Source organism: Chryseobacterium vaccae, from assembly GCF_009602705.1.
Taxonomy (GTDB): domain Bacteria; phylum Bacteroidota; class Bacteroidia; order Flavobacteriales; family Weeksellaceae; genus Chryseobacterium; species Chryseobacterium vaccae.
Window position 1 is genome coordinate 4013882 of sequence record NZ_VSWH01000001.1, and the last position, 23244, is coordinate 4037125.

Here is a 23244-nt window from a genome sequence, read left to right on the forward strand (position 1 = left end):
TATGTTGAAAAAATTTGATACTCAATTACTGCTTCGGTTTCCATTGTTGTGGAATACCAGATTTCCTTATATAGTTATAGTGGGAATACTGTTTCATATACTGGCATTTCTGGCTGGTTTCTGGTTTAATGATTTTGGAAAAGATCTTTATCGTAAAGATGTTTATTTTTATAAACACAGGGATCTTACAGCGTTCGGAATTGGGATTATAGGAAGTGTTATTCTTCTTATATGGTTTCTGTTTTATATCAGGAATAATGGTTTCAAATCATTTTACCCTAAAAAGAAAGACGATCTTTTTAAAGAATGGTGGATTGTACTGGGAATTTTTGTGTTTTTTTCAATGGCTTTTTTCTCAGTGAATTATGGAAGCAGAGATGCAGCAAGAACTGTTTTTTCTGCTGAGCAGCTAAGCCGGAATGCTGAAATTACCTATAAAGGCAGGCTGCTGATGCTTAATGATGATTATAATAAGGAAAGACAGCCTGAAAGTTCCTATATAGATCCTGTTGATTCTGTATATCAGACTATTGATAGTGAGTTTTTCAAATATAAAGATAAAGAGTATCCCTGGAAAAGTATGATAGCCAATCAGGATCGGGAAGTATTTTATTATGATAACAAATTAGATTCTTTATATACAGATCAGGTCAGACAGCTCTTTTACAGAAATGATTCCGTACAGCTGCAAAAAATCCTGAGCCAGTATTTAGATCTGCTTAAAGAACATCATTTAGAAACTAATGTAACCACTGCACTGTGGTTTAAATATTTTTATAATAAGGAATTTGTTTCTGATGTTTTAATTGGTGACAGAAGGGGGAACTCCTATGATGTTCCTGAATACCTTCCTAATAAAAAAGGGCTCTACGCAGATTCTTATATCCTGAAAGAGTATTACGGGAATCTAATAATGGGAAAAGATGCTAAAGTATTGCATTATGATATTTTTCTGGCATTGCTGTATCTGGCGACGACCTTATCAATGGTTGTAATTACATTCAGGATATCTTCTCTTCTGCAATGGTTTATTTCTATTGTGACGTTTATGTTACTGGTAATCATAAATACGGCTTTGCTGGGATTTATTAGTGACCGTGTTGTAGGTTTTCAGATTTTTTTGATAGCTTTGCTCGTGGAATTAATTGTTTTCCTGTCGCTTGCTTTTATCGCCAGATACAGGAAAAACCTGTCATCAGTAGCATTAAATGTAATTATTTTAGGCTTTACTTTCATAATTCCCTCTGTAATAGCTGTGTTTCGCAATGCATTCTGGAGTATGCAGGCACACCAGTTTAGTTTTTATTCTGGAAGTGAATCCTATACTTTAGACCGTTTTTTTAGTGATGCAGCAGCAGGAAATCTTATTTTGACAGGTATTGTGATGCTTCTTTTATTAAGATGGGTACGCAGCCGAAAAGCACTTCCGGGTAACTGAAAAATATGGAACTTAAAGAAAAACAGAAAAAAATACTAGACGTAGCCGTAGAACTTTTCAAAGAGAAAGGGTATATGGGAAGCTCGGTGAGAGATCTGGCTACGAAGCTCAGCATCAAGGCGGCATCTTTATATGCCCACATCCGTTCTAAAGAAGAAATTTTGGAATGGATATGCTTTGGTATTGCTCAGGAATTTTTTGATGAACTTCAGAAGGTGAAAAGTACTGAAGCTGCCCCAAAGGATAAACTAAACTTGTTTATTGACAGGCATTTATCCGTAGTGCTTAAAAACCGCGATGTCACCCATATTTATTCCAATGAATGGAAGCATCTCGAAGAAAGGCTTCCTGAATTTGTAGAGTTGAGAAAAAATTATCAGGAAGAAGTGGAAGAGCTGATCTCTGAAATTTACAAAGCGGAAATGTGGGAATTGAAATCACCTTCTTTTACCACAAGATTTATTCTGCATACCCTAAATAACTCTTATTTCTGGTTCAAAAGAAACAGCGATTCTACCGATGAGATTACTAGCGAGATAAGAGATAAAATTCTTTTCGGGCTGAGAGGAAATCAAAAATACTGATGAGCCCCGTTTTTAAACAGAAATTTCCCACAGAACGGCTTTATACTATTTGCCTATAGTAAGCGTGTCGCTATACGACCGCTTCATCGAATCAACGGAGTTGATTCGATCTTTGCCTCCTCTAAATCAGCATTGCCTATCAATGAACTTTGCGTTTGAAAAAAGAAGCAATGCAAATTTTCCCACAGACGGCACGGATTTACAGATTTTATGATTTTAACTCTCGCGGATCCGGCAGATTGAGCAGATTTTTTAGAAGGTCTTATCGTTTGTTAAAACTAAGGGTAACCGCCATAATTTAAATGCGCAATTTATAACTTCCATCTTCCTGCTCCCATCTTCGATTCTTATCTCATCAGAATTCCAGTTATTTAGAATCATTCAAAATATGATAAAAATCATAAAAATTTTGCCAGATAGCAAAATCTTTTTAAATTTACACCTAACAAATGTTAGTTAGTTAAGATATGGATTTTTCAGTTGAATATTTGAAGCTCGATCAGTTGAGACAGCTTCAGTCTGACCGGTTGGCGGCTTTGGTCACCTATCTTGCAGAGCGATCAGAATTTTATAGAGGAAAGTTTAATAAATCAGGAATTGCTCCGGAAGAGATAAGGTCGGTAGAAGATATTGCGAAACTTCCGATTACTTATAAGCAGGATTTAAGAGATAACTATCCATTCGGCCTCTTCACTGTTCCGAAAGGTGAACTGCAGAGAATTCACTGTTCAAGCGGGACAACGGGAAAGCCTACCGTGGTGGGCTATACCAAAGAAGATGTAGACCTTTTCAGTGAAGTGGTGGCAAGATCATTAAATGCTGCTGGAGCCAGACCGGGAATGCAGCTGCATAATGCATACGGATACGGAATTTTTACCGGTGGACTGGGACTACATTATGGAGCAGAAAAATTAGGAATGAGTGTTCTTCCGATTTCAGGAGGAATGACGGCAAGACAGGTAGATCTGATCATGGATTTCAAGCCGGAAGTCATTTGCTGTTCGCCGTCTTATGCACTGACAATTGCCGAGGAATTTGCCAACAGAGGAATTTCTGCTGAAGAAATCAGTCTGAAATATGCGGTTTTAGGTTCAGAGCCATGGACGGAAATTATCAGAGGACATATTGAAGAAAGATTAGGTCTTCATGCAACGAATATCTACGGATTAAGCGAAATTATCGGTCCCGGGGTTTCCATGGAAGACTTTGAGGAAAAAGGAGGTTCTTACATCTGGGAAGATCATTTCTATCCGGAAATTTTAGATCCGGTTACCAAACAGCCGGTTCCTTTCGGGGAAGAAGGGGTTTTAGTGATTACCACATTAACGAAAAAGGCAATGCCGCTTTTAAGATATTGGACCAACGATATCACCAGCCTGTATTATGATGAAAACAGCAAGAGAACCATGGTGAAAATGAGACCTATTAAAGGCCGGGCAGACGATATGCTGATCGTAAGAGGGGTGAATGTTTATCCAAGCCAGATTGAAGAAGCCTTTTCCCATGTAAAAGGAGTCGTTCCGAATTATTACCTGACACCCGTTGAAAAAGAACAGATGTGTGTAGCACTTGATATTGATGTGGAAATCGCAGATGAATTGGTGAAAGATCAAAAAATACTGGCGGGTACCGATGATTATTTTAATTTTGTTGGAAACTTTGGAAAAAGCATAGAAAACGAAATAAAAAAACGGGTAGGAATCACCACAAAAGTAAAAATTCACGCTCAGGACAGCTTACCGAAGTGTGAAGGCGGAAAAATTAATAGAATACTTAAAAAATAATGAATTCATTTTATAAACTTAAGACTGTAAAAGTTCAGAAAGATACTTCCGAAGCAGTAAATGTAGCGGTAGAAATCCCTGAAGAGCTGAAGGATAAATTCAGGTTCAAGCAGGGACAGTATCTTAATTTCCGGATGATTATCAACGGAAACGAAGAGAGACGTTCTTATTCTATCTGCAATGCCCCAAGTGAGAAAAGCAACACGTTGGAAGTATTGGTAAAGCTCCTTGAAGGAGGAAAAGTTTCAGGATATTTCAATGAACATCTTCATATGGATGAACTGCTGGAAGTAATGCCTCCAATGGGTGGTTTCAATACCTCTTACCATCCTACGAACGTAAAAACCTATGTTGGTTTGGCGGCGGGAAGCGGAATCAGTCCTGTTTTATCAAATATTAAAGAAAGCCTTTACCAGGAGCCTAACAGCAACGCTTATCTTTTCTACAGCAACAGAAGCATGAATCATGTGATGAAGAGAGCAGAGATTGATAAGTTGGTAGAGCACTTCAACGGAAGACTGAAAGTAATCTATCTGGTAAGCCGTGAGAAACACGAAGATCCTGTATTTGAAGGGCGTATTTCAGCCGAAAAACTGGAACAGCTGTTTGAAAGATATACAGACATCGATGTGAAAGAAGCGACCTATTTTATCTGCGGACCTGCAGAAATGATCAAAGGAATCGCTGATTATTTAAAGAAAGATAAAAAAGTACCTGCCATTCAGGTATTATTTGAATATTTCACCGCTCCTGACGAAGAAAATTCCGAAGAAATGAGTGATGAATTCAAGGCTATTGCCAACATTGAAAGTATGGTAACGGTAATCATTGATGATGATGAATATTCGTTCCACTTAAATTCCAAAAAAGAGAGTATCTTAGATAAAGCATTGAAAGACCAGCTTCCTGTTCCTTTCGCATGTAAAGGAGGCGTGTGCTGTACGTGTAAAGCGCAGGTTTTAGAAGGAGAAGTATTCATGGAGAAAAACTACGCACTTACCGAAGACGAAGTAGCCAGAGGTTACGTTCTTACTTGTCAATGTCACCCGACAACGAATGTGGTGATGCTTAATTATGACGTGTAATTAATGTAACAATGTAACAGTTTACCCATGTAACAATTATTGTTAGACTGTTATATTGATTCATTGTTACATTTTAAAATTTTAAAAATTTTAGTTATGGACTTAGAAAAATTTGTTCAATACGTTCACGAAGAAAATAAAGTAGAACCCAAAGATGTAATGCCGGATGATTACAGAAAATTATTGGTTCGTCAGATTTCACAGCACGCCCATTCTGAGATTGTCGGGATGCTGCCGGAAGCTAACTGGATTTCAAGAGCCCCTTCATTGAGAAGAAAAATGGCGCTTTTGGCTAAAGTTCAGGATGAAGCAGGACATGGTTTATACCTTTATTCTGCAACAGAAACATTAGGAGACGGAAGCATCAGAGCAGACAGAGATGCTACCTATGATGATATGTTGGAAGGAAAAGCAAAATACTCAAGTATTTTCAATTACCCTACTTTGAGCTGGGCAGATATAGGTGCTATCGGCTGGCTGGTAGATGGTGCGGCAATTATGAATCAGGTAATGCTGATGGGGAACTCTTATGGACCCTATTCAAGAGCAATGGTGAAGATTTGTAAAGAAGAATCATTTCACCAAAGACAGGGATATGAAATTCTGATGGCGCTTTGCCGTGGTACCAAACAACAGAAAGAAATGGCTCAGGCTTCATTGAACCGTTTCTGGTGGCCGGCTCTGATGATGTTTGGCCCGAATGATGACAGTTCACCAAACTCTAAAATCTCTATGAATTACAGAGTTAAAAGAGAAAGTAATGACAGTCTTCGCCAGAGATTTATTGACGTTACCGTTTCTCAGGCTGAATTCTTAGGATTGACGATTCCGGATAAAGACCTGAAATGGAATGAAGAAAGACAGCATTATGATTTCGGAGAGCTTCCATGGGATGAATTCATGACCATCTTAAAAGGAAACGGTCCTTGTAATAAAAAGCGTATTGAAACGAAGAGAAAAGCTCAAAGAGAAAACTCTTGGGTAAAAGAAGCGGCGATAGCTTTTGCAGAAAAACAACAAAAAGAAGTTATATGATTTGAAAATGTGCCAATTTGAAAATAAATTAAAAACGTTAATAATTCTCAAATTTTCAATGAAGGCAATCAATCAATTTTCAAATTAACCAATTTTCAAATTTTCAAATTAATTATGGCAAATTTAGATATGTGGGAAGTGTTTATTCAGACTAAACCGGGATTATCCCACAAACATGTTGGAATTGTACAGGCGCCAACAGCAGAAATGGCTTTGCAGAATGCAAGAGACGTTTATACAAGAAGAAAAGAAGGAACTTCTGTTTGGGTAGTTCCAAGTAAATATATTGTGACTTCAGAAGGGGTGGATAAAGAGGCATTCTTCGATCCTGCTGATGATAAGCTATACCGTCACCCAACTTTCTACGAAATCCCTAACGACGTAAAAAATATGTAATTAATCAAGATTTTAAGATATGAGATCTCAGATACCAGACTTTTTTTGTCGATCTGAAATCTGATGTCTGAAATCTGAAATCTACTAAACAATGAACCCATTATATAATTATTTATTAAAACTAGCAGACGACAGCTTCATTATGGGGCAGCGTTTGTCTGCGTGGTGCGGTGAAGGTCCTTATCTGGAAGAAGATATTGCATTGACAAATATTGCGTTGGATGAGCTGGGGCAGGCTAATAATTTTTACGTGTATGCTTCAAGAGTAATTGACAACGGTAAAAGTGAAGATGACATTGCTTTTTTAAGATATGAACACGAATATGTAAACGCTCACTGGACAGAACTTCCCAATGAAGATTATGCACAGACAATTCTTAAAGTATATGTGTTCTCCATCTATCAGAAGCTGATGTATGAAGCCCTTTCCAACTCTGCCGATGAAGAACTTTCTGCCATCGCTCAGAAATCATTGAAAGAAGTAAAGTATCACTATACCCACACTTCTTCCTGGATGAAAATTTTTGCCCAGGGAACAGAGGAAAGCCGTGAACGTTTGGTAAAAGCCATTGAGAATATCTGGGAATACACCAAAGGATTGTTTGCAAAAGTAGAAGGAGAGGATGACCTTATCGCTTTGAATATTGCTCCCAATGCTGACGAACTATACAATGAGTTTGTAGCCATTACACAAAAAGATTTTCAGGAGTTTGGGTTAGAATATCCTGCTAATCCTTTCATGCAGCCAAAATCAAGAACAGGATACCATACAGAATATTTTGGATATATCCTTTGCGAGTTGCAGTATATGCAGAGAGCATATCCGGGATGTACCTGGTAGACAATGGACCAATATATCAGTACAACAATGCAGTAAAGATTGTCTTGTTCTACTGCTAAATTGTTAAATTAAAGAAATTGAACAACCTATTAGATTTATTAAAAACAATCCCTGATCCGGAAATTCCCGTGATTGATATTGTGGAATTGGGAATTGTAAGAGGAGCTCATGTTACTGGTGAAAATACCTGTGAAGTGATCATTACACCTACCTATTCCGCCTGTCCTGCAATGTTTACCATTGAAGAGGATATCATCAAAATGATGAAGGAAAACGGCTGGGATGCAAAGGTGGTAACCAAAATGTTTCCAATCTGGACAACAGACTGGTTAACCGATGAAGCCAGAGAAAAACTCCGTGTTTACGGAATTACCCCTCCGGAAAAAGGAGCAGACGAACATCATATCGGAAAACCGAAAAAATGTCCGAGATGTGGTTCCGAACATACCAAACAGATCAGCAGATTCGGATCCACGTTATGTAAGGCCTCTTATCAGTGTTTAGACTGTCTGGAGCCGTTTGATTATTTTAAATGCCACTAATCAATAAACAAAGCGTAGCCGATATTGTTACATTTTATTTGTAACATTGTTAATCTGTTCAATTGTTATAGTATGGCAGGCCGTTACATTGATTTATATTGTTAAATTAGTGCATTGTTAAATAATAAAATTAAAAACTATGTATACACAACTTGATATTGAAATGCATTTTGACGGGAAACTGAAAATTGCTTATCTCAACCAGCCGGAAACCATGAATGCTCTTACAAAGCCGTCTTTATCAGATCTGAAAGATTTTATTAAAGAATGCAGCGAAGATGAAACAGTAAGATGTGTTGCCATTTCAGGAAGAGGAAGAGCTTTCTGCTCGGGACAGAACCTGGATGATGCTTTTGTACAGGGGAACGAGCATCGCGATAATGATATTATCAGAAAAATTGTGGTAGATTATTATAACCCTTTGGTGCTGGAAGTTACCCGTTGTAAAAAACCGGTTATCGCTTTGGTAAACGGTCCTGCAGTAGGAGCAGGAGCCATGCTGGCACTGATCTGTGATTTTGTACTGGCTAACAACAAAGCGTATTTCTCACAGGCATTCTCTAATATCGGATTAATTCCTGATACAGGAGGAACCTATTTCTTACCGAAACTTTTAGGTAGGCAATTAGCCAATTATCTGGCCTTTACAGGTAAAAAACTATCAGCAGAAGAATCTAAAATGCATGGTCTTGTGGCAGAAGTGTTCAGAGAAGAAGAATTTGCTCCTAAATCAATGGAGATCCTTGAAAAAATGGCCAATATGCCAACTGCAGCGATCAAATTGACGAAAAAAGCGTTTGCAAACTCTTACAACAATACCCTGAAAGAGCAGCTTGAATTAGAAGGAGATCTTCAGCAGGAAGCTGCAGAAACAGAAGACTTCATAGAAGGAGTAAATGCCTTTTTACAGAAAAGAAAACCTAATTATAAAGGAAAATAATCAATTTGAAAATGAGCTCATTTGAAAATTTTAAAATGAGAAACGATAGGGAAAATATAATTGTTAATAAAACTTTCGAATTTACATTGGATATTATTGAATTTTCAGAAGAACTCTATAAGGTAAGCAGATTTTCGATCGCGAATCAAATTTTTTAAATCGGGAACATCTATTGGGGCTAATGTAAGAGAAGCTCAAAATGCTAAAAGTAAGACTGATTTTATTCATAACAGAATATTGGTTTTTATTATGTTTGCAATCACCGTTTTTGAGTTCTCCGGACGAGAAATTATTTAAAGATTTAAAAGAGATTATATTAATTCTCTCTAAAATTGTTTCTACTTCAAAATTTAAATAATTTTCAAATGAGCTCATTTTCAAATTTTCAAATTAAAAATATGAATATCGGAATTATCGGTGCAGGAACTATGGGGGTAGGAATTGCCCAGGTAGCTGCAACAGCGGGATGCAAAGTTGTTTTATTCGATGCGAATACACCGCAGATTGATAAAGCGCTTACCGGCCTGGAAAAGACCCTTCAGAAACTGTCTGAAAAAGGTAAAATCTCTCAGGAAAAAGCCGCAGAAATCAGAACCAATATCGTTAAAGGTGAAGCTCTTCAGGATTTAAAAGATTCAGATCTTGTCATTGAAGCCATCATCGAAAACAAAGAAATTAAAACCAAAGTATTCACAGAGCTTGAAACCTATGTTTCTGACAGCTGTGTGATCAGTTCCAACACCTCTTCCATTTCTATTACCTCTCTGGGTGCAGAACTTAAGAAACCGGAACGTTTCATTGGTATCCACTTTTTCAACCCGGCACCTCTAATGCCTTTAGTGGAAATTATCCCATCTTTAGTAACAGAAAAAACTTTAGCGGAAAAAATGTATACCCTTATGAAAGACTGGGGGAAAATACCAGTTATTGCTAAAGATATTCCTGGTTTCATCGTTAACAGAATTGCCCGTCCATATTATGGCGAAGCATTAAGAATTGTTGAAGAAAATATAGCCTCTCCTGAACAGGTAGACGAAGCCATGAAAACCCTCGGGAACTTCAAAATGGGACCTTTTGAACTGATGGACCTTATCGGAGTTGATGTCAACTTTGCGGTAACCACTACCGTTTACAAAGATTATTTCTATGATCCGAAGTATAAGCCATCTTTGCTTCAACAGAGAATGTCTGAAGCCAAACTTCACGGCAGAAAAACCGGAAAAGGCTTCTATGACTACAGTGAAGGTGCAGAAAAACCTGCAGCTTCAAAAGATGACGCATTATACCAGCAGATCTTTTTAAGAATTATCTCAATGCTGATCAATGAGGCCGTTGAAGCCAAAAGATTAGGTATTGCCAATGATGAGGACATTGAGTTGGCTATGCAGAAAGGAGTCAACTATCCAAAAGGATTATTAGACTGGGGAAAAGAGATCGGATATGCAAAAATTTCAGAAACCCTGCAGAATCTTTACGGGGAATACCAGGAAGAAAGGTATAGACAAAGCCCTTTGCTAAGAAAATTATAAATCTGTTAGCTAGTTTATTTTATGATGAGTAGGTCAAGAAGGAAAACATCCATAACGGGAATTACTACTGCTGTGACAGAAAAAGAGAATAAAAGAAAAGCTAACCGAAAATTAAGAAGATTGAATAAAATCAAAATTCATAAAAAAGATTATGATTTGTTTCAATTAAGAGAAATATCAGATGTTTGGGGATTTGACAAAGATGGTAAACAATATTTGATAGCTCCGGATAAAAAATGGTTAAGGAAATAAAAGGAAAATAGATAAAATATTTTCATGAATATAGATGAATTCAGGGCAGAACTTGAAGTAAGACTTTTAATTGAGAAAGAATATTTAATCAGAGAAGCGTCCTCCATTGAAGATGTTCAGGAAAGGCTTGAGCTGTTGGGGAAGTTTAATGAGAAATACAAAATGTTGATTAAAAGACTGGCAAATGAAGAAGGTATTGATTTGAATGCACCTTATCCGCCTGAAGTTCCTTCCGACTCAGAAAACCTTACCTACGAACAGATCATTCTTGGCAAAACCATGAGTGTTTATGATAGATTATCTGATGAATTATATGAAGAAATAACGAACGTATGACAGAAATGAATCCAAGACAGGTTGCAGATTATATGCTTAATCAGGATTATTTTTCCCAATGGATGAATATCAGAATGATTGAGGTAAAAGAAAATTACTGTTTAATAGAAATGCCCATCAAAAAAGAAATGATTAACGGGCTGAAAACAGTGCACGGAGGAGTAACATTTGCTTTTGCGGACTCCGCTCTGGCATTTTCCTCCAACAACACCGGAGATGCTGCGGTAGCACTGAACTGTATCATCAATTTTACCAAAGCAGGAAAAGAAGGGGATACTTTCAGGGCAGAAAGCATTCTGGTGAATAATACCCGGAAAACAGCTGTTTACGATATTAAGATCACCAATCAAAATAATGATCTGATTGCAAAATTCGTAGGAACGGTATATAAAATAGGAAAAAAAATAACAGAGCTATAAATAAGATAAAAGACATCAGATATTAGATTTTGAAAATGTCTGCTATCTGAAATCTATCATCTAAAATCTAATAAGAAATGAATAACGTATACATTATAGACTATGTCAGAACTCCTGTTTCAAAACTACAGGGAGGATTATCAGAAGTAAGAGCCGATGATCTGGCAGCCATTGTGCTTAAAGAAATCGTAGCCAGAAATCCGGAAGTTCCTGTTGATGAAATTGAGGATGTTATTTTCGGATGTGCCAACCAGGCAGGAGAAGATAACAGAAATGTGGCAAGAATGGGACTTTTACTGGCAGGTCTTCCATATAAGATAGGAGGTGAAACGGTCAACAGGCTTTGTGCTTCAGGAATGTCGGCCGTTGCCAATGCTTTCCGTTCTATTGCAGCCGGAGAAGGAGAAATTTATATTGCAGGCGGAGTAGAACATATGACCCGTTCGCCGTATGTGATGTCAAAACCAAGTGCCGCTTTCGGAAGAGACAGCCAGATGTTTGATACTACGTTCGGATGGCGTTTTATCAACCCGAAAATGAAGGAAATGTATGGAGTTGACGGAATGGGAGAAACCGCAGAAAATCTTGCAGATATTCACCAGATCAGCAGAGAGGACCAGGATCAGTTTGCCCTTTGGTCTCAGCAGAAAGCATCAAGAGCTCAGGAAAGCGGAAGACTGGCCGAAGAAATTGTAAAAGTGGAAATTCCACAGAGAAAAGGAGATCCTGTAGTTTTTGAAAAAGACGAATTCATCAAACCTTCATCATCCATGGAAGGACTTGCCAAACTTCGTCCTGCATTCAGAAAAGAAGGAACCGTAACCGCAGGAAATGCTTCAGGAATGAATGACGGAGCAGCAGCTCTTATTCTGGCGAGCGAAGAAGCTGTGGAAAAATACGGACTGAAACCAAAAGCTAAAATTCTTGGATCATCTGTAGCAGGGGTAGAACCGAGAATCATGGGGATCGGACCTGTAGAAGCTACACAGAAACTGTTGAAAAGACTTAACCTGTCTTTAGAAGATATGGACATCATTGAGCTGAACGAAGCATTTGCAGCACAGGCACTAGCCGTAACAAGAAGCTTAGGTTTACAGGATAATGATCCAAGAATAAATCCAAACGGAGGAGCGATCGCCATTGGTCACCCTCTTGGAGTTTCAGGAGCAAGAATTGTTGGTTCGGCTGCTATAGAACTTCAGAAACAGGATAAAAAATATGCATTGTGTACCCTTTGTATCGGTGTTGGACAGGGGTATGCAATGGTGATTGAAAAAGTATAACTTATTTGAAAATGAAATAATCTGAGAATTTAAAATGCGCTACCGGAAATTTCTTCTGGAATGTAACCTTCTATATAGTTTCTAAACAATGAAAACGTTAGGAAATAAACAGCGTACTATTCATTTTCAAATTATCTCATTTTCAAATCTTCAAATTAAAGAAATATGAACATCTACTCATACCATGGAATACGCCCCGTTATAAAACCTTCAGCCTACATTCATCCGCAGGCCGTAATTATCGGAAACGTAGAGATTGGTGAAGAGGTCTATATCGGACCGAATGCAGTGATCCGCGGCGACTGGGGGAAAATTATCATTAAAGACGGTGCCAATGTTCAGGAAAACTGTACCCTTCATGTTTTCCCGAATATCGAAACTATTCTTGAAGAATCTGCCCATATCGGCCACGGAGCCATTATTCATTCTGGACATATCGGAAAAAACTGTCTGGTGGGAATGAATTCTGTAGTAATGGATAAAGCAGTTATCGGAGACGAATGTATCATTGGAGCTCTGGCTTTTGTTCCTGCTAATTTTAAATGTGAACCGAGAAAACTCATCGTAGGAAGCCCGGCAAAGATCATTCGTGATGTTTCTGATGAAATGATCCGCTGGAAAACAGAAGGAACAAAACTATATCAGGAATTGGCAAGAGAAGGCAAAGAAGCTATTCTTCCATGTGAACCGTTTACAGAATATGTGCAGCAGATCCCTACAAAAATTGTTGATTACAGCATTTGGGATGATGTGAAATAAAGATATATACAAACTTAAATCTAACAGGTTTCCAAAGCCTGTTAGGTTTTAAATTAAGCATCAGATTTATAAATTTTATATATGATAAAAAAAGCTTTTATTTTTTGCAGTATTCTTTGGGCTGTGAATTTTATGATGTTGGGGCAAACTGCAACAGTAAAACCGCTTACAATAGGAGAAGTAAGAACATTAAAATCTAAAGTCTTAAACGAAGACAGAATTTTAAACATCTATCTTCCACAGAATTTTGATAAAACAAAATCATATCCGGTGGTCTATCTTTTGGACGGATCAATGAATGAAGATTTTATCCATGTTTCAGGATTGGTTCAGTTTTTCAACCTGATGTATGCGATGCCTGAAACCATTGTTGTTGGGATTGCAAATATTGACAGAAAAAGGGACTTTACTTTTCATACAGATTTAAAAGATCTGCAGAAAGACTATCCTACAACAGGACATTCAGATAAATTCATCAGTTTTCTGGAAAAAGAACTGAAACCTTACATCGAAAGTCAATATAAAACAACAGACAAATATCTGTTTGGACAATCATTAGGAGGACTTCTGGCAACTGAGATTCTTGTAAAGAAACCGGAAATGTTTGATAATTATTTTATCATCAGTCCGAGTTTATGGTGGGATGACCAGAGCCTTCTGAAGCAGGCTCCTCAAATGTTTTCAAAATCAGGAGATAAAAAGAAATTTGTGTATGTTTCCGTAGGAAAAGATGAACATCCTGTAATGGTAAAAGATGCAGGATCGCTGTATGATGTCCTGAAAAAAACAGGAAAGAAAAACTGGACTGTTGAATACCAATTAATGGAAACAGATAACCACGCTACGATTTTACACAGAAGTCTGTACGAAGGATTAGTAAAAATGTTCCCGTATAAAGAGCCTAAATAATAGACTTAACCATGAGATACCTATTCGTTGCAGTTTTCTTTTCAATAGTAATGAGCGGTCAGAAGACCGAAGTAAAACCTGTTAATACAGAACTTAAAAAAGAGCTGGCACAAATCTATAAAGATGACCAGATCTACCGTGAGCTGATGTCTCCAATTACACCTGAGAGGCGAAAAGAAATTATGACGGAGAAAAATCTCACTCAGGCAGATATGGGGGCAGAACTGCCTAAACGGGCGGATGCTCAGGATCGTGAGAATCTTATCAAAGTAGAAAAAATTATCAAAAAATATGGTTATCCGGGAAAATCTTTGGTGGGAGAGCCTGAGAACAAAGCCGTATGGTATGTGATACAACACTCGCCAGAGATCGAAAAGTATTTTCCGATGATCAAAAAAGCAGCTGAAGAAAAAGAACTGCCGTTCAGACTGTATGCCATGATGCTGGATCGGAAGCTAATGCAGGAAAATAAAGAACAGATCTACGGAACACAGGCCCGTTCCTATACCGTGACAAAAGATGGAAAACAGCAGTTAGTGTGGCTGATCTGGCCCATAAAAGATCCTGAAAATGTTAATAAACTCAGACAGGAAGCAGGAATTGGAGGAACAGTAGAAGAATATGCAAAAGACCTTACAGGAGCAGAATATAAAAAATATACATTGAAAGAAGCTCTGGAGCTCATGAAAGCAAAATGAGAAATTTCCTGAGAAAATATTGGGTCTTGATATTGATTGCAGTGATTGCAGTCAATTTTTTGGGGTTTTATCTGATCAAAGAATCAATTGGCATTTCAGATGCGTTGGAACATATAGATTCAGAGAGGGTCATAAAAAAGCTGGAACAGAAAAGTTTTTTCTATACCCTGTTGATAGATGCCGTTCTGATTCTGGATTTCTCGCTGATCCTTTTTGTTCCTTATCTGCTCATCAGGAATTTGATTAAAAATAAAAACAGAAAATATAATAAGTAAAAATTAATATGGAAAAACTGAAAAACTATATCTACGGAGAATGGATAGAAGGTACCGGAAACGGAGTCCCTTTATACAATGCTGTTACCGGTGAGCAGGTTGCTGTCTCAGATACGGAAGGGCTTAATTTTGAACAGGCTCTTGATTATGGTAGAACAGTAGGGTACAAAAATCTTTCTTCAATGACTTTCTATGACAGAGGGGAAATGCTGAAAAAAGTAGCCCTTTATCTGTTGGAAAGAAAGAAAAAATATTATGACTTATCTTACAAGACAGGAGCTACTCATGTAGATTCATGGGTAGATATCGAAGGAGGTTTCGGAACTTTCTTCACCTATTCAGGACTAGCGAAGAGAATGCTTCCTAATACTCCGTTTTGGGTAGATGGTGATACTCAGAAAATTTCTGCCAACGGAACTTTCCTTGGAACCCATATTTTAACACCAAGTGAAGGAGTATCCATACAGATTAATGCTTATAACTTTCCGGTTTGGGGAATGCTGGAAAAACTGTCTACTTCATTATTGGCGGGGGTTCCTTCTATCGTTAAACCTTCACCATTTGGTTCATACCTTACCAATGCGGTATTCCAGGATATGATTGAAAGCGGAATTCTTCCTGAAGGAGCAATCCAATTGGTATGCGGAGAACCTGGAAATATTCTTGATTATGTTCAGGACGGAGATTCCGTTTTGTTTACAGGTTCAGCCTCTACAGGTAGAAAATTAAAATCCTTACCATCAGTTGCCGGAAATGCTGTACGTTTTAATATGGAAGCAGACTCTCTGAACTGCTCCATCCTTGGATTGGATGCAAAACCGGGAACTCCTGAATTCGATCTTTTCATTAAGGAAGTACGAAATGAAATGACCACAAAGGCCGGGCAAAAATGTACGGCAATCAGAAGAATTATTGTTCCAGAACATTTGATCGGAGACGTTCAGAATGCTTTATCTAAGGCTTTAGACCAGACTAAAATCGGAAGCCCGCTGAGCAGAGAAACCAGAATGGGTTCATTAGTAGGAAAACAGCAGTATGATGAGGTATTGAGAAAAGTTAATCTACTGAAAGCAGAAACCGAATTGGTATACGACGGGAAACATGAGCTGGTAGATGCTGATTATGAAAAAGGAGCGTTCATGAGCCCGAAATTATTCCTGAATGATAAACCGTTTGAAAAGAATATCTCTCATGATGTAGAAGCCTTCGGACCGGTTTCTACACTGATGCCTTACAAAGATGCAGAAGAAGCAGCTGCGCTGGCAAAAAGAGGAAAAGGAAGCTTAGTAGGATCTATTATATCCCACGATGAAAACTTCATCGCAGAAACGTCATGGAAAATGGCTTCCCAACACGGAAGAATTTTTGTATTGAACAGAGACAGTGCTAAAGAAAGTACAGGTCATGGTTCTCCACTTCCTACATTAATGCATGGAGGTCCTGGCAGAGCAGGAGGAGGCGAGGAAATGGGTGGACTGAACGGTCTCCATTTCTTCTTACAGAAAACAGCAATTCAGGGATCACCGGATGTATTGAAAGCCATTACCAAGATCTATCAGCAGGGTGCCGAGAAAAAATTCTCAGATAAGCATCCGTTCCAGAAATACTTTGAAGAAGTTGAAGTAGGAGATTCTTTAGAAACAGCAGGAAGAACTGTTACCGATGCAGATATCGTAAACTTCTCCAATGTTTCCTGGGATCACTTCTACGCTCATACAGATGCAACAAGCTTATCAGGGACAATTTTCGATAAAACCGTTGCTCATGGATACTTTATCCTTTCTGCAGCAGCAGGATTGTTTGTTTCCGGGAAAAAAGGTCCGGTTATCGCCAATTACGGCCTGGAAGACTGTAGTTTCTTCAAACCCGTATATGCAGGAGATACCATCACAGTATACCTTACAGCAAAAGAGAAGATCAACAGGGGCGTAAAAGGAAGAAATATTCCTTCAGGAGTTGTTAAATGGCTGGTTGAGGTAGTTAACCAGAGAGACGAGATCGTTTGCGTAGCAACCATTCTGACACTGGTCGCAAAACAGTCTCCTTTTATCGATCTGAATGTGAAAAATATTCAGAAAATTCTGAACGGATTAACAGAAAATACTCCGGCACAATGGGGTAAAATGTCTCCACAGCAGATGATTGAACACCTTGAACAGGGAGTGTTGGTAAGTTTGGGAGAACCGGAAGCTGAAAAATGTTTCACTCCGGAAGAACATCTTGAAAAATGGCAGGATTCACTATACACCCATAGAAAAATGCCGAAAGATTTTACCGCTCCTTTCCTTCCGCAGGATGGCAGCCTTCCGGAACCGGTTTATAAGAACCTGGAGAAAGCAAAAGAATCTTTCATTGAAACCATGAAGAAATATGCCATCTATTACAGAGAAAATCCTCAGGCAGAGCATATGAATTTTGTCTTCGGAAAATTGAACAAAGAAATGTGGGAACTAATGCACAAAAAACATTTTACCCATCATTTTGAACAGTTTGGATTAATTTAATTCCAACAGAATATCTAATAAAAACAGCAGTTCGTTTCTAGCGGGCTGCTGTTTTGCTTTGGTACTTAGCAGAGGGTTTTAATAGATTAAACTTGCTGAATGAAATGCCCTTGCAAACGAAAGTATACATAATGTTTTATGCATCCCTTTGCGTATTTTATGCGTTGAAGGAAATTTTACAGGTGTATTTTATTTTGCCCGCTGATCTGGCAGGTTCAGCAGATTTTTATATTTCTTTAAACCACAAATTTATGCCACTTCGTTGCTAATTATACGTCCGCTTCATCGAATCAACGGAGTTGATTCTGCTCTTTGCATCCTAAAATCAACATTGCCTGTACATTGAACTTTGCGTTTAAAAAATGTAAAATATTTAAGTTTATTCTTCTTGCTTTTTATGCTCCATTTCATCTTTTGATTTTAAATATCTCAGATACCAGAAAGCCAAAAGAGGAAGACCAAAAATCTGGAACAGAAAAATAACCAAAGATAAAATCCCCTCAGGTTTATTTTCATTCGCTTTTAACAGAATCTGATTTCCCAACGGGCCATTGGAAAACACAATAATATTGAAAAGGTTCCATCCAAGATGAAGCCCAAAGGGTAGATAAAGAGACTTTGTTATGGCAAAAGCATAAGCAAGCATATATCCGAAAACAGCGGTCATTACAAAAATAATAGCCATCTGGAAAGGACTGCCGAAAGCATTGTATGAAAACCAGTGATAGATTCCAAAGCAGGCTGCAGACAATAAACAAGCCTTCTTTATTCCTAATTTATCTATGGCAATATACAGTAAAGCACCCCTGAAAATAAGTTCTTCAAACAATACCGACTTTAAAACCCACCATACTCCCGGTAAAAGGGTCCGAAATGAAATCTGTTTATTCAGCTCCCAGTTATTATTTGCTGAAATTTTGGAGGTTACGTGATAAAAAATACAGCAGACTGCTGCAAGTAATATTCCGGAAAATAGCTGGATGAGCCTTTTTCTGGAGGGTTTAAATCCCAAAATACTGAGATTTTTTTTCACAATAAACCAAAGTAAGAGCCAGGAAATAATTAATTCAGTAATGATTCCAATCATAGGTTATTTGTTTAAATATCAAAGTATTACAGTTTTATAAAAACGAAATTAAGAAAAAATAGAACTTAAAGGCCTTTTTTATGAAATTATATGCTTTAGTAACAGGTTAAAAATTCAGCAAGAATTGGTATTCGTCAAATAAATTGTATTTTTAGAATTCAAATCCAAGCAGGACAAAATAATGAGCGATAGCTGTAGGGAACAATGGCACGAATAAGATTTTATGAATGAAACTTTTGCAGATAAGGTTATTGAGTTTAATGAAAATCTAAATTTTACAGGTGAACTTCCTGAAGGTTTTCAGGTGTTAAATCCGTATCTGGATAATCCGGAAACGATGATTGTGATGAAAGAATTTTATCACAAATATTATAACGATTCAGCACAAAGAAAATTGATGATCGGAATCAATCCTAGCCGTCATGGAGCAGGCGTTACTGGAGTCCCGTTTACTGACACCAAACGACTTGAATCTGTCTGCGGTATATCCATGAAGGCGGCGCATACCCATGAAGTTTCCTCTGTTTTCATGTACGATATGATAGCTGATTATGGTGGTCCGGCAGAGTTTTACAGAGATATTTATATCAATTCACCATTTCCGCTGGCTATTGTCAGAAAAACGAAAAACGGCTGGCTGAACGCCAATTATTATGATGATAAAAGTCTGGTTGAGGCGGTAAAAGATTTTATGATTGATTCATTAAAAAAACATATCAGTCTCGGATTGGATACCTCAGAAGTCTTCATCCTTGGAAAAAAGAATGCCGATTTCATTTCAAAATTAAACAAAGAAACTAAGCTGTTCGGGAAAATGACCGTTTTGGAGCATCCCCGCTATATTCAGCAATATAAATCCAAAGAAAAACAATTGTATATTGACAAGTATGTTCTGGCATTGAAAAAGTAAAATGTCAGCTTTACGATTCTTAGCTAAACCTAATAACCTATGACCATTTTTCCTGCAGAAGCAAAATTTAAATACAGTTGGCGTGCCTACCAGAAGAATTTTCTGGATAATATGGAAGAATATCTTCAAAACGGGCACCTTCATGTAACTGCGCCGCCCGGATCAGGAAAAACCGTTCTGGGACTGGAGGTCATGCTGAGACTTAATAAACCCTCCCTTATTGTTGCCCCTACTTTAGCTGTAAAAAATCAATGGATACAAAGATTCTGTGAACTTTTCCTGGATACAGAAGTTGTTCCGGACTGGATATCAGGAGATATTAAAAACCCGGGGCTTATTACTGTAACTACATATCAGGGAATTCATGCCGCATCGGGTTATGTGGATGAAGAAGAAGATACCAATAAAAAATCGTCAAGGGTTTCATTAGCTGATATCATCAGAAAACTGAAAAAACAGAATGTGGAAACCTTTATTTTTGACGAAGCTCACCATCTGAAAAGTGCATGGTGGCGAAGTTTAATGGAGCTAAAATCTAAGATTGAGCCTACCATAGTTTCCCTTACCGCAACACCTCCTTTTGATGTCTCAGGTTCCGAATGGCAGAAATATATCCAACTGAATGGTCCCATTGATGCAGAAATCTCTGTTCCTGAACTGATGATAGAAGGAGACCTTTGCCCACATCAGGATCTGGTCTATTTTACATTGCCGTCTTATGAAGAACAACAGAAAATAGAATATTATCATGCCCAGGCCGCCGCTTTTCTTAATGAGATCAGTACTGATGATATTCTTTTGAATGCTTTGGAACAGCATCCTGTTTATTTAAATCCATTAGAACATTTGGACTGGATCTATGAAAATGTATCATCTTATACTTCGGGGCTTGTATATATGCATTTCAGACAGAAAGAAATCCCTGAAATTCATTTTGAGGTTATAGGAGATCATCAGAAATATATCCCGGAATTTGACTTTTTCTGGCTAGAAGAACTGCTTGATTTTTACCTGATTGTAGATGAGATTCATTTTAAAAAAGAAGAAGAGCATCGTACAGCACTCGGAAACAGGCTTAAACGGCAAGGGTTTTTTGAGAAAAAGACCATAAGTTTTTTTAATAACAAACATTTAGGTCAGATCCTGAATTCCAGTATCGGAAAACTTCAAGGTATTAAAGATATAGCGGATTTTGAATTCTCAATTCTGAAAGAAGACCTGAGAATGGTTATCCTTACCGATTTTATAAAAAAAGAGTATCTGAGCAGCGGACAGCAAAACAATCTCACGCTGGACAAAATAGGAGCAGTGCCCATTTTTGAAAAACTGAGAAGAGAAAATGCTCAGAATAAAAAAATAGGAATTCTTACGGGCAGTCTGGTCATCATTCCGGCTTCAGTAAAAGATCAGTTAAATGCTCTTTGCTTTAAAAAAGGAATATCCGGAATTTCGTTTTCACAGCTTACGTATGACTCTGGATATGTTCAGATCAGCCTTAGCGAACAGATCAAACATGATATTGTACACATTGTAACCGAAATTTTTCAGTCAGGTGGAATACAGATTCTTATCGGAACCAAATCTCTGTTGGGAGAGGGCTGGGATGCCCCTAAAATGAATACTTTAATTCTTGCAAGCTTTGTAAGTTCTTTTGTCCTTTCCAATCAGATGAGAGGTCGGGTAATAAGAGTTGATAAAGATAACCCTTGTAAAAGTGGAAATATATGGCATCTTATATGTTTTGATCCACAAAGCGAAGATGGTGGGCAGGACCTGAATATTGTGAAAAAAAGATTCAAAACCTTTGTAGGAATTTCCAATAAAGAAGAAGCTACCATTGAAAATAATTTTGAAAGACTTCACCTGGGAATTATCGAAAAGCCGGAAAACATTTCAGCAGTTAATAAAGAAATATTTTCGAGGGCCGGAAACAGAAAAGGGCAGTCGTCACGTTGGAAAGAAGCTTTAGAAAAAGGAAATGTTCTCATTGAAGAAATCAAAGTTCCGTCAACGGATATGACGGAAATGCACGACATGAAAATGAACTATGTTAAAACCATGATAGGTGATCTTTCAGGGGTTCTTATTTCATCTGTTTTGCTTTTTGGAAAAGATCTTCTGATGGGAATTCTTGAAAATGCAGATTCAATAGATTCCAGGAAAGGTTTGTTACTGATTACTTTTATATTAGGAGTTGGAGGAATAATACGATATGGCAGGAAATTTTACCGTGCTTTACGGCAGTATCAAAAATATAAAAATGTAGGCAGACAGATTGGCCTTATCGGAGAAACAGTTTTGGAATGTCTGGTACATGAAAGAATTATTACTACAGATCCTGAAAAGATGAAAGTAGTAAGTTCCGGCAATAAAGATAAAGATGTATTCTGTTATCTGGAAGGTGGCAGTTATTATGAAAAATCACAATTCATCCAGGTGCTTCAGGAAGTAATTTCAAAAGTGGATAACCCAAGATATCTGCTGAAGCAAAAGACCATATTTTTCTTTACAAAAAAAGAAATGTATTATCCCATCCCTGAGGCTTTCGCCAAAAATAAGAAAAGTGCTGATTTCTTTGCCAAAACATGGAGTGAGAAAATTGAAAAATCAGAAGTGCTTTTTACCAGAACTATTGAAGGCCGCCGGATTCTGTTAAAGTTAAGATTTCAGGCTCTCCTGAAAACAGATGCAAGAATAGAGCATCTTCATAAATGGACCCGATAAACTAAAAAATCCCCCGAACATTTCAGGGGATTTGATCATTTATGCATTAGAATCTTTATCGCACAAAGACTTATGAAAAAATTGGATTTTATTTTTTGATGACCTTAGAAGATCCTGACGGAGTTTTAACGATATACGTTCCGCTTGGAAACTCTGAAAGATCAGCCTTTTGATTACCTTTCTTAAGATCCATAGTCTTCATTAGCTTTCCTTCCATACTGTAAACCTCAGCTTTTATATCCTTTTCCGTTTCAATGGAAACAGGTCCGTCAGTTGGGTTAGGATAAATACTGATCCCTTTTTGCGCAGCTTTGGTTTCGTTGGTTGCCAATACAATATTGCTGTCCTTTACCCAGGTGAAAGCATCAAAGCCAAGATAGTAGAAATTACCACCAAGCGTCAGCACCAGCTCATCAATAATAATATTTGAATAGTTCTGGCCGTTCAGATTAGTCATATCAATTAGCGTGTATCCATTTGTAGAGCCAAGTGATGTAGCAAAGTTTCCGGTTTTTATGGTGGAAAATTTAGTAACACCACTTAATTTTCCGGTTACAGTAAGTGACCCTGTGGCATTCTGATTGCTGAATTTATCAGCCGTGTATACCCAAAACTTGTTTACCTTAAACAGATTGGACGTGGTTTTAACACTGAATGATGGATTGGCCGGACCTACATTGGATGTATTGTCTATATACCTGTTATCATTAGCTGTACCAGACCAGCCTGTATTTGGGAAATTTACGACGTTAAAAGTGGATACATGCGAGTTAATTTTAAAAATTACCCCGTTATCTGTAAAGGTAGTGCTTCCAGGAGATTCAGTTTCAAAAAGTTCGCTGCTGGTCTGCCCAAATGAAAAAATTGAAATGAGCAGGCTACATATTGTTAAAAAGGTAGTGCTTTTCATGATT

At 37.7% G+C, this 23244-nt stretch carries 23 protein-coding genes; 21 read left to right on the plus strand and 2 right to left on the minus strand.

Features of this window, described 5'->3' with window-relative positions:
- Position 1: 1 nt before the first annotated feature.
- The 19 genes from FW768_RS18280 (at position 2) to paaZ (ending at position 17609) form a co-directional block, all read left to right on the plus strand.
- Positions 2 to 1438, plus strand: coding sequence for a hypothetical protein (locus tag FW768_RS18280; RefSeq protein WP_153397854.1), 1437 nt, complete (start codon positions 2 to 4; stop codon positions 1436 to 1438).
- A 5-nt stretch (positions 1439 to 1443) separates the two neighbouring features.
- Positions 1444 to 2022: a TetR/AcrR family transcriptional regulator gene (locus FW768_RS18285; RefSeq protein ID WP_153397856.1), complete on the plus strand. Its 579-nt coding sequence runs from the start codon at positions 1444 to 1446 to the stop codon at positions 2020 to 2022.
- A 467-nt stretch (positions 2023 to 2489) separates the two neighbouring features.
- Entirely contained in the window at positions 2490 to 3806 is a 1317-nt protein-coding gene (locus tag FW768_RS18290) for a phenylacetate--CoA ligase family protein (protein ID WP_153397858.1), read from the plus strand.
- A complete protein-coding gene (locus tag FW768_RS18295; RefSeq protein ID WP_153397860.1) occupies positions 3806 to 4891 on the plus strand; it encodes a 2Fe-2S iron-sulfur cluster-binding protein in 1086 nt (361 codons plus the stop codon). The genes FW768_RS18290 and FW768_RS18295 overlap by 1 nt, the downstream gene beginning before the upstream one ends.
- A gap of 96 nt (positions 4892 to 4987) precedes the next feature.
- Positions 4988 to 5926, plus strand: coding sequence for a 1,2-phenylacetyl-CoA epoxidase subunit PaaA (gene paaA / locus FW768_RS18300; protein WP_153397862.1), 939 nt, complete (start codon positions 4988 to 4990; stop codon positions 5924 to 5926).
- Between the two features lie 114 nt (positions 5927 to 6040).
- Positions 6041 to 6322, plus strand: coding sequence for a 1,2-phenylacetyl-CoA epoxidase subunit PaaB (gene paaB, locus FW768_RS18305; RefSeq protein ID WP_002981782.1), 282 nt, complete (start codon positions 6041 to 6043; stop codon positions 6320 to 6322).
- Positions 6323 to 6413: 91 nt separating this feature from the next.
- Entirely contained in the window at positions 6414 to 7163 is a 750-nt protein-coding gene (paaC, locus tag FW768_RS18310) for a 1,2-phenylacetyl-CoA epoxidase subunit PaaC (RefSeq protein WP_153397864.1), read from the plus strand.
- 77 nt (positions 7164 to 7240) lie between these two features.
- Positions 7241 to 7705, plus strand: a complete 465-nt coding sequence (gene paaD, locus FW768_RS18315) for a 1,2-phenylacetyl-CoA epoxidase subunit PaaD (protein ID WP_153397866.1) — start codon at positions 7241 to 7243, stop codon at positions 7703 to 7705.
- A 139-nt stretch (positions 7706 to 7844) separates the two neighbouring features.
- Positions 7845 to 8645 (plus strand): enoyl-CoA hydratase-related protein, encoded by an 801-nt coding sequence (locus FW768_RS18320; protein WP_153397868.1) that lies wholly within the window; start codon positions 7845 to 7847, stop codon positions 8643 to 8645.
- Positions 8646 to 9043: 398 nt separating this feature from the next.
- Positions 9044 to 10174, plus strand: coding sequence for a 3-hydroxyacyl-CoA dehydrogenase NAD-binding domain-containing protein (locus FW768_RS18325; protein WP_231128724.1), 1131 nt, complete (start codon positions 9044 to 9046; stop codon positions 10172 to 10174).
- A gap of 21 nt (positions 10175 to 10195) precedes the next feature.
- Positions 10196 to 10426 (plus strand): hypothetical protein, encoded by a 231-nt coding sequence (locus tag FW768_RS18330; protein ID WP_231128726.1) that lies wholly within the window; start codon positions 10196 to 10198, stop codon positions 10424 to 10426.
- Between the two features lie 24 nt (positions 10427 to 10450).
- Entirely contained in the window at positions 10451 to 10762 is a 312-nt protein-coding gene (locus FW768_RS18335; protein WP_153397871.1) for a hypothetical protein, read from the plus strand.
- A gap of 5 nt (positions 10763 to 10767) precedes the next feature.
- Positions 10768 to 11181 (plus strand): PaaI family thioesterase, encoded by a 414-nt coding sequence (locus FW768_RS18340; protein WP_153399973.1) that lies wholly within the window; start codon positions 10768 to 10770, stop codon positions 11179 to 11181.
- Between the two features lie 77 nt (positions 11182 to 11258).
- Positions 11259 to 12464: a 3-oxoadipyl-CoA thiolase gene (pcaF, locus tag FW768_RS18345; protein WP_153397873.1), complete on the plus strand. Its 1206-nt coding sequence runs from the start codon at positions 11259 to 11261 to the stop codon at positions 12462 to 12464.
- 165 nt (positions 12465 to 12629) lie between these two features.
- Positions 12630 to 13223, plus strand: a complete 594-nt coding sequence (locus FW768_RS18350; RefSeq protein ID WP_153397875.1) for an acyltransferase — start codon at positions 12630 to 12632, stop codon at positions 13221 to 13223.
- A gap of 81 nt (positions 13224 to 13304) precedes the next feature.
- Positions 13305 to 14132, plus strand: a complete 828-nt coding sequence (locus FW768_RS18355; RefSeq protein ID WP_153397877.1) for an alpha/beta hydrolase — start codon at positions 13305 to 13307, stop codon at positions 14130 to 14132.
- A gap of 11 nt (positions 14133 to 14143) precedes the next feature.
- Positions 14144 to 14830: a DUF6624 domain-containing protein gene (locus FW768_RS18360; protein WP_153397879.1), complete on the plus strand. Its 687-nt coding sequence runs from the start codon at positions 14144 to 14146 to the stop codon at positions 14828 to 14830.
- 26 nt (positions 14831 to 14856) lie between these two features.
- The gene (locus tag FW768_RS18365; RefSeq protein WP_153397881.1) at positions 14857 to 15105 is read left to right on the plus strand and encodes a hypothetical protein; all 249 of its coding nucleotides are present in this window, start codon (positions 14857 to 14859) and stop codon (positions 15103 to 15105) included.
- An 8-nt stretch (positions 15106 to 15113) separates the two neighbouring features.
- Positions 15114 to 17609 (plus strand): phenylacetic acid degradation bifunctional protein PaaZ, encoded by a 2496-nt coding sequence (gene paaZ / locus FW768_RS18370; RefSeq protein WP_153397883.1) that lies wholly within the window; start codon positions 15114 to 15116, stop codon positions 17607 to 17609.
- Positions 17610 to 17988: 379 nt separating this feature from the next.
- Here paaZ and FW768_RS18375 read toward each other — a convergent pair whose 3' ends face one another.
- Positions 17989 to 18696 carry a CPBP family intramembrane glutamic endopeptidase gene (locus FW768_RS18375; protein WP_153397884.1) on the minus strand — a complete coding sequence of 236 codons (708 nt, stop codon included), beginning with the start codon at positions 18694 to 18696 and terminating at the stop codon, positions 17989 to 17991.
- 223 nt (positions 18697 to 18919) lie between these two features.
- On the opposite strand from FW768_RS18375, the gene FW768_RS18380 reads away from it, so the two are divergent.
- A complete protein-coding gene (locus tag FW768_RS18380) occupies positions 18920 to 19606 on the plus strand; it encodes an SMUG2 DNA glycosylase family protein (RefSeq protein ID WP_153397886.1) in 687 nt (228 codons plus the stop codon).
- Positions 19607 to 19645: 39 nt separating this feature from the next.
- Positions 19646 to 22330 carry a DEAD/DEAH box helicase family protein gene (locus FW768_RS18385; RefSeq protein WP_153397888.1) on the plus strand — a complete coding sequence of 895 codons (2685 nt, stop codon included), beginning with the start codon at positions 19646 to 19648 and terminating at the stop codon, positions 22328 to 22330.
- A gap of 88 nt (positions 22331 to 22418) precedes the next feature.
- Here the strand turns inward: FW768_RS18385 and FW768_RS18390 are convergent, their stop codons facing one another.
- Positions 22419 to 23240 (minus strand): T9SS type A sorting domain-containing protein, encoded by an 822-nt coding sequence (locus FW768_RS18390; RefSeq protein ID WP_153397891.1) that lies wholly within the window; start codon positions 23238 to 23240, stop codon positions 22419 to 22421.
- Positions 23241 to 23244 lie beyond the last annotated feature (4 nt).

Excerpts from the sequence above, each read along its gene's own strand:
- FW768_RS18290 (WP_153397858.1), top strand. The coding sequence starts at position 2,490 with ATGGATTTTTCAGTTGAATATTTGAAGCTCGATCAGTTGAGACAGCTT.
- paaZ (WP_153397883.1), top strand. The coding sequence starts at position 15,114 with ATGGAAAAACTGAAAAACTATATCTACGGAGAATGGATAGAAGGTACC.
- FW768_RS18330 (WP_231128726.1), top strand. The coding sequence starts at position 10,196 with ATGATGAGTAGGTCAAGAAGGAAAACATCCATAACGGGAATTACTACT.
- FW768_RS18355 (WP_153397877.1), top strand. The coding sequence starts at position 13,305 with ATGATAAAAAAAGCTTTTATTTTTTGCAGTATTCTTTGGGCTGTGAAT.
- FW768_RS18390 (WP_153397891.1), bottom strand. The coding sequence starts at position 23,240 with ATGAAAAGCACTACCTTTTTAACAATATGTAGCCTGCTCATTTCAATT.
- FW768_RS18375 (WP_153397884.1), bottom strand. The coding sequence starts at position 18,696 with ATGATTGGAATCATTACTGAATTAATTATTTCCTGGCTCTTACTTTGG.
- FW768_RS18320 (WP_153397868.1), top strand. The coding sequence starts at position 7,845 with ATGTATACACAACTTGATATTGAAATGCATTTTGACGGGAAACTGAAA.
- FW768_RS18335 (WP_153397871.1), top strand. The coding sequence starts at position 10,451 with ATGAATATAGATGAATTCAGGGCAGAACTTGAAGTAAGACTTTTAATT.
- pcaF (WP_153397873.1), top strand. The coding sequence starts at position 11,259 with ATGAATAACGTATACATTATAGACTATGTCAGAACTCCTGTTTCAAAA.
- FW768_RS18350 (WP_153397875.1), top strand. The coding sequence starts at position 12,630 with ATGAACATCTACTCATACCATGGAATACGCCCCGTTATAAAACCTTCA.
- FW768_RS18280 (WP_153397854.1), top strand. The coding sequence starts at position 2 with ATGTTGAAAAAATTTGATACTCAATTACTGCTTCGGTTTCCATTGTTG.
- FW768_RS18325 (WP_231128724.1), top strand. The coding sequence starts at position 9,044 with ATGAATATCGGAATTATCGGTGCAGGAACTATGGGGGTAGGAATTGCC.
- FW768_RS18340 (WP_153399973.1), top strand. The coding sequence starts at position 10,768 with ATGAATCCAAGACAGGTTGCAGATTATATGCTTAATCAGGATTATTTT.
- paaC (WP_153397864.1), top strand. The coding sequence starts at position 6,414 with ATGAACCCATTATATAATTATTTATTAAAACTAGCAGACGACAGCTTC.
- paaA (WP_153397862.1), top strand. The coding sequence starts at position 4,988 with ATGGACTTAGAAAAATTTGTTCAATACGTTCACGAAGAAAATAAAGTA.
- FW768_RS18380 (WP_153397886.1), top strand. The coding sequence starts at position 18,920 with ATGAATGAAACTTTTGCAGATAAGGTTATTGAGTTTAATGAAAATCTA.
- FW768_RS18360 (WP_153397879.1), top strand. The coding sequence starts at position 14,144 with ATGAGATACCTATTCGTTGCAGTTTTCTTTTCAATAGTAATGAGCGGT.
- FW768_RS18285 (WP_153397856.1), top strand. The coding sequence starts at position 1,444 with ATGGAACTTAAAGAAAAACAGAAAAAAATACTAGACGTAGCCGTAGAA.
- FW768_RS18385 (WP_153397888.1), top strand. The coding sequence starts at position 19,646 with ATGACCATTTTTCCTGCAGAAGCAAAATTTAAATACAGTTGGCGTGCC.
- paaB (WP_002981782.1), top strand. The coding sequence starts at position 6,041 with ATGGCAAATTTAGATATGTGGGAAGTGTTTATTCAGACTAAACCGGGA.
- FW768_RS18295 (WP_153397860.1), top strand. The coding sequence starts at position 3,806 with ATGAATTCATTTTATAAACTTAAGACTGTAAAAGTTCAGAAAGATACT.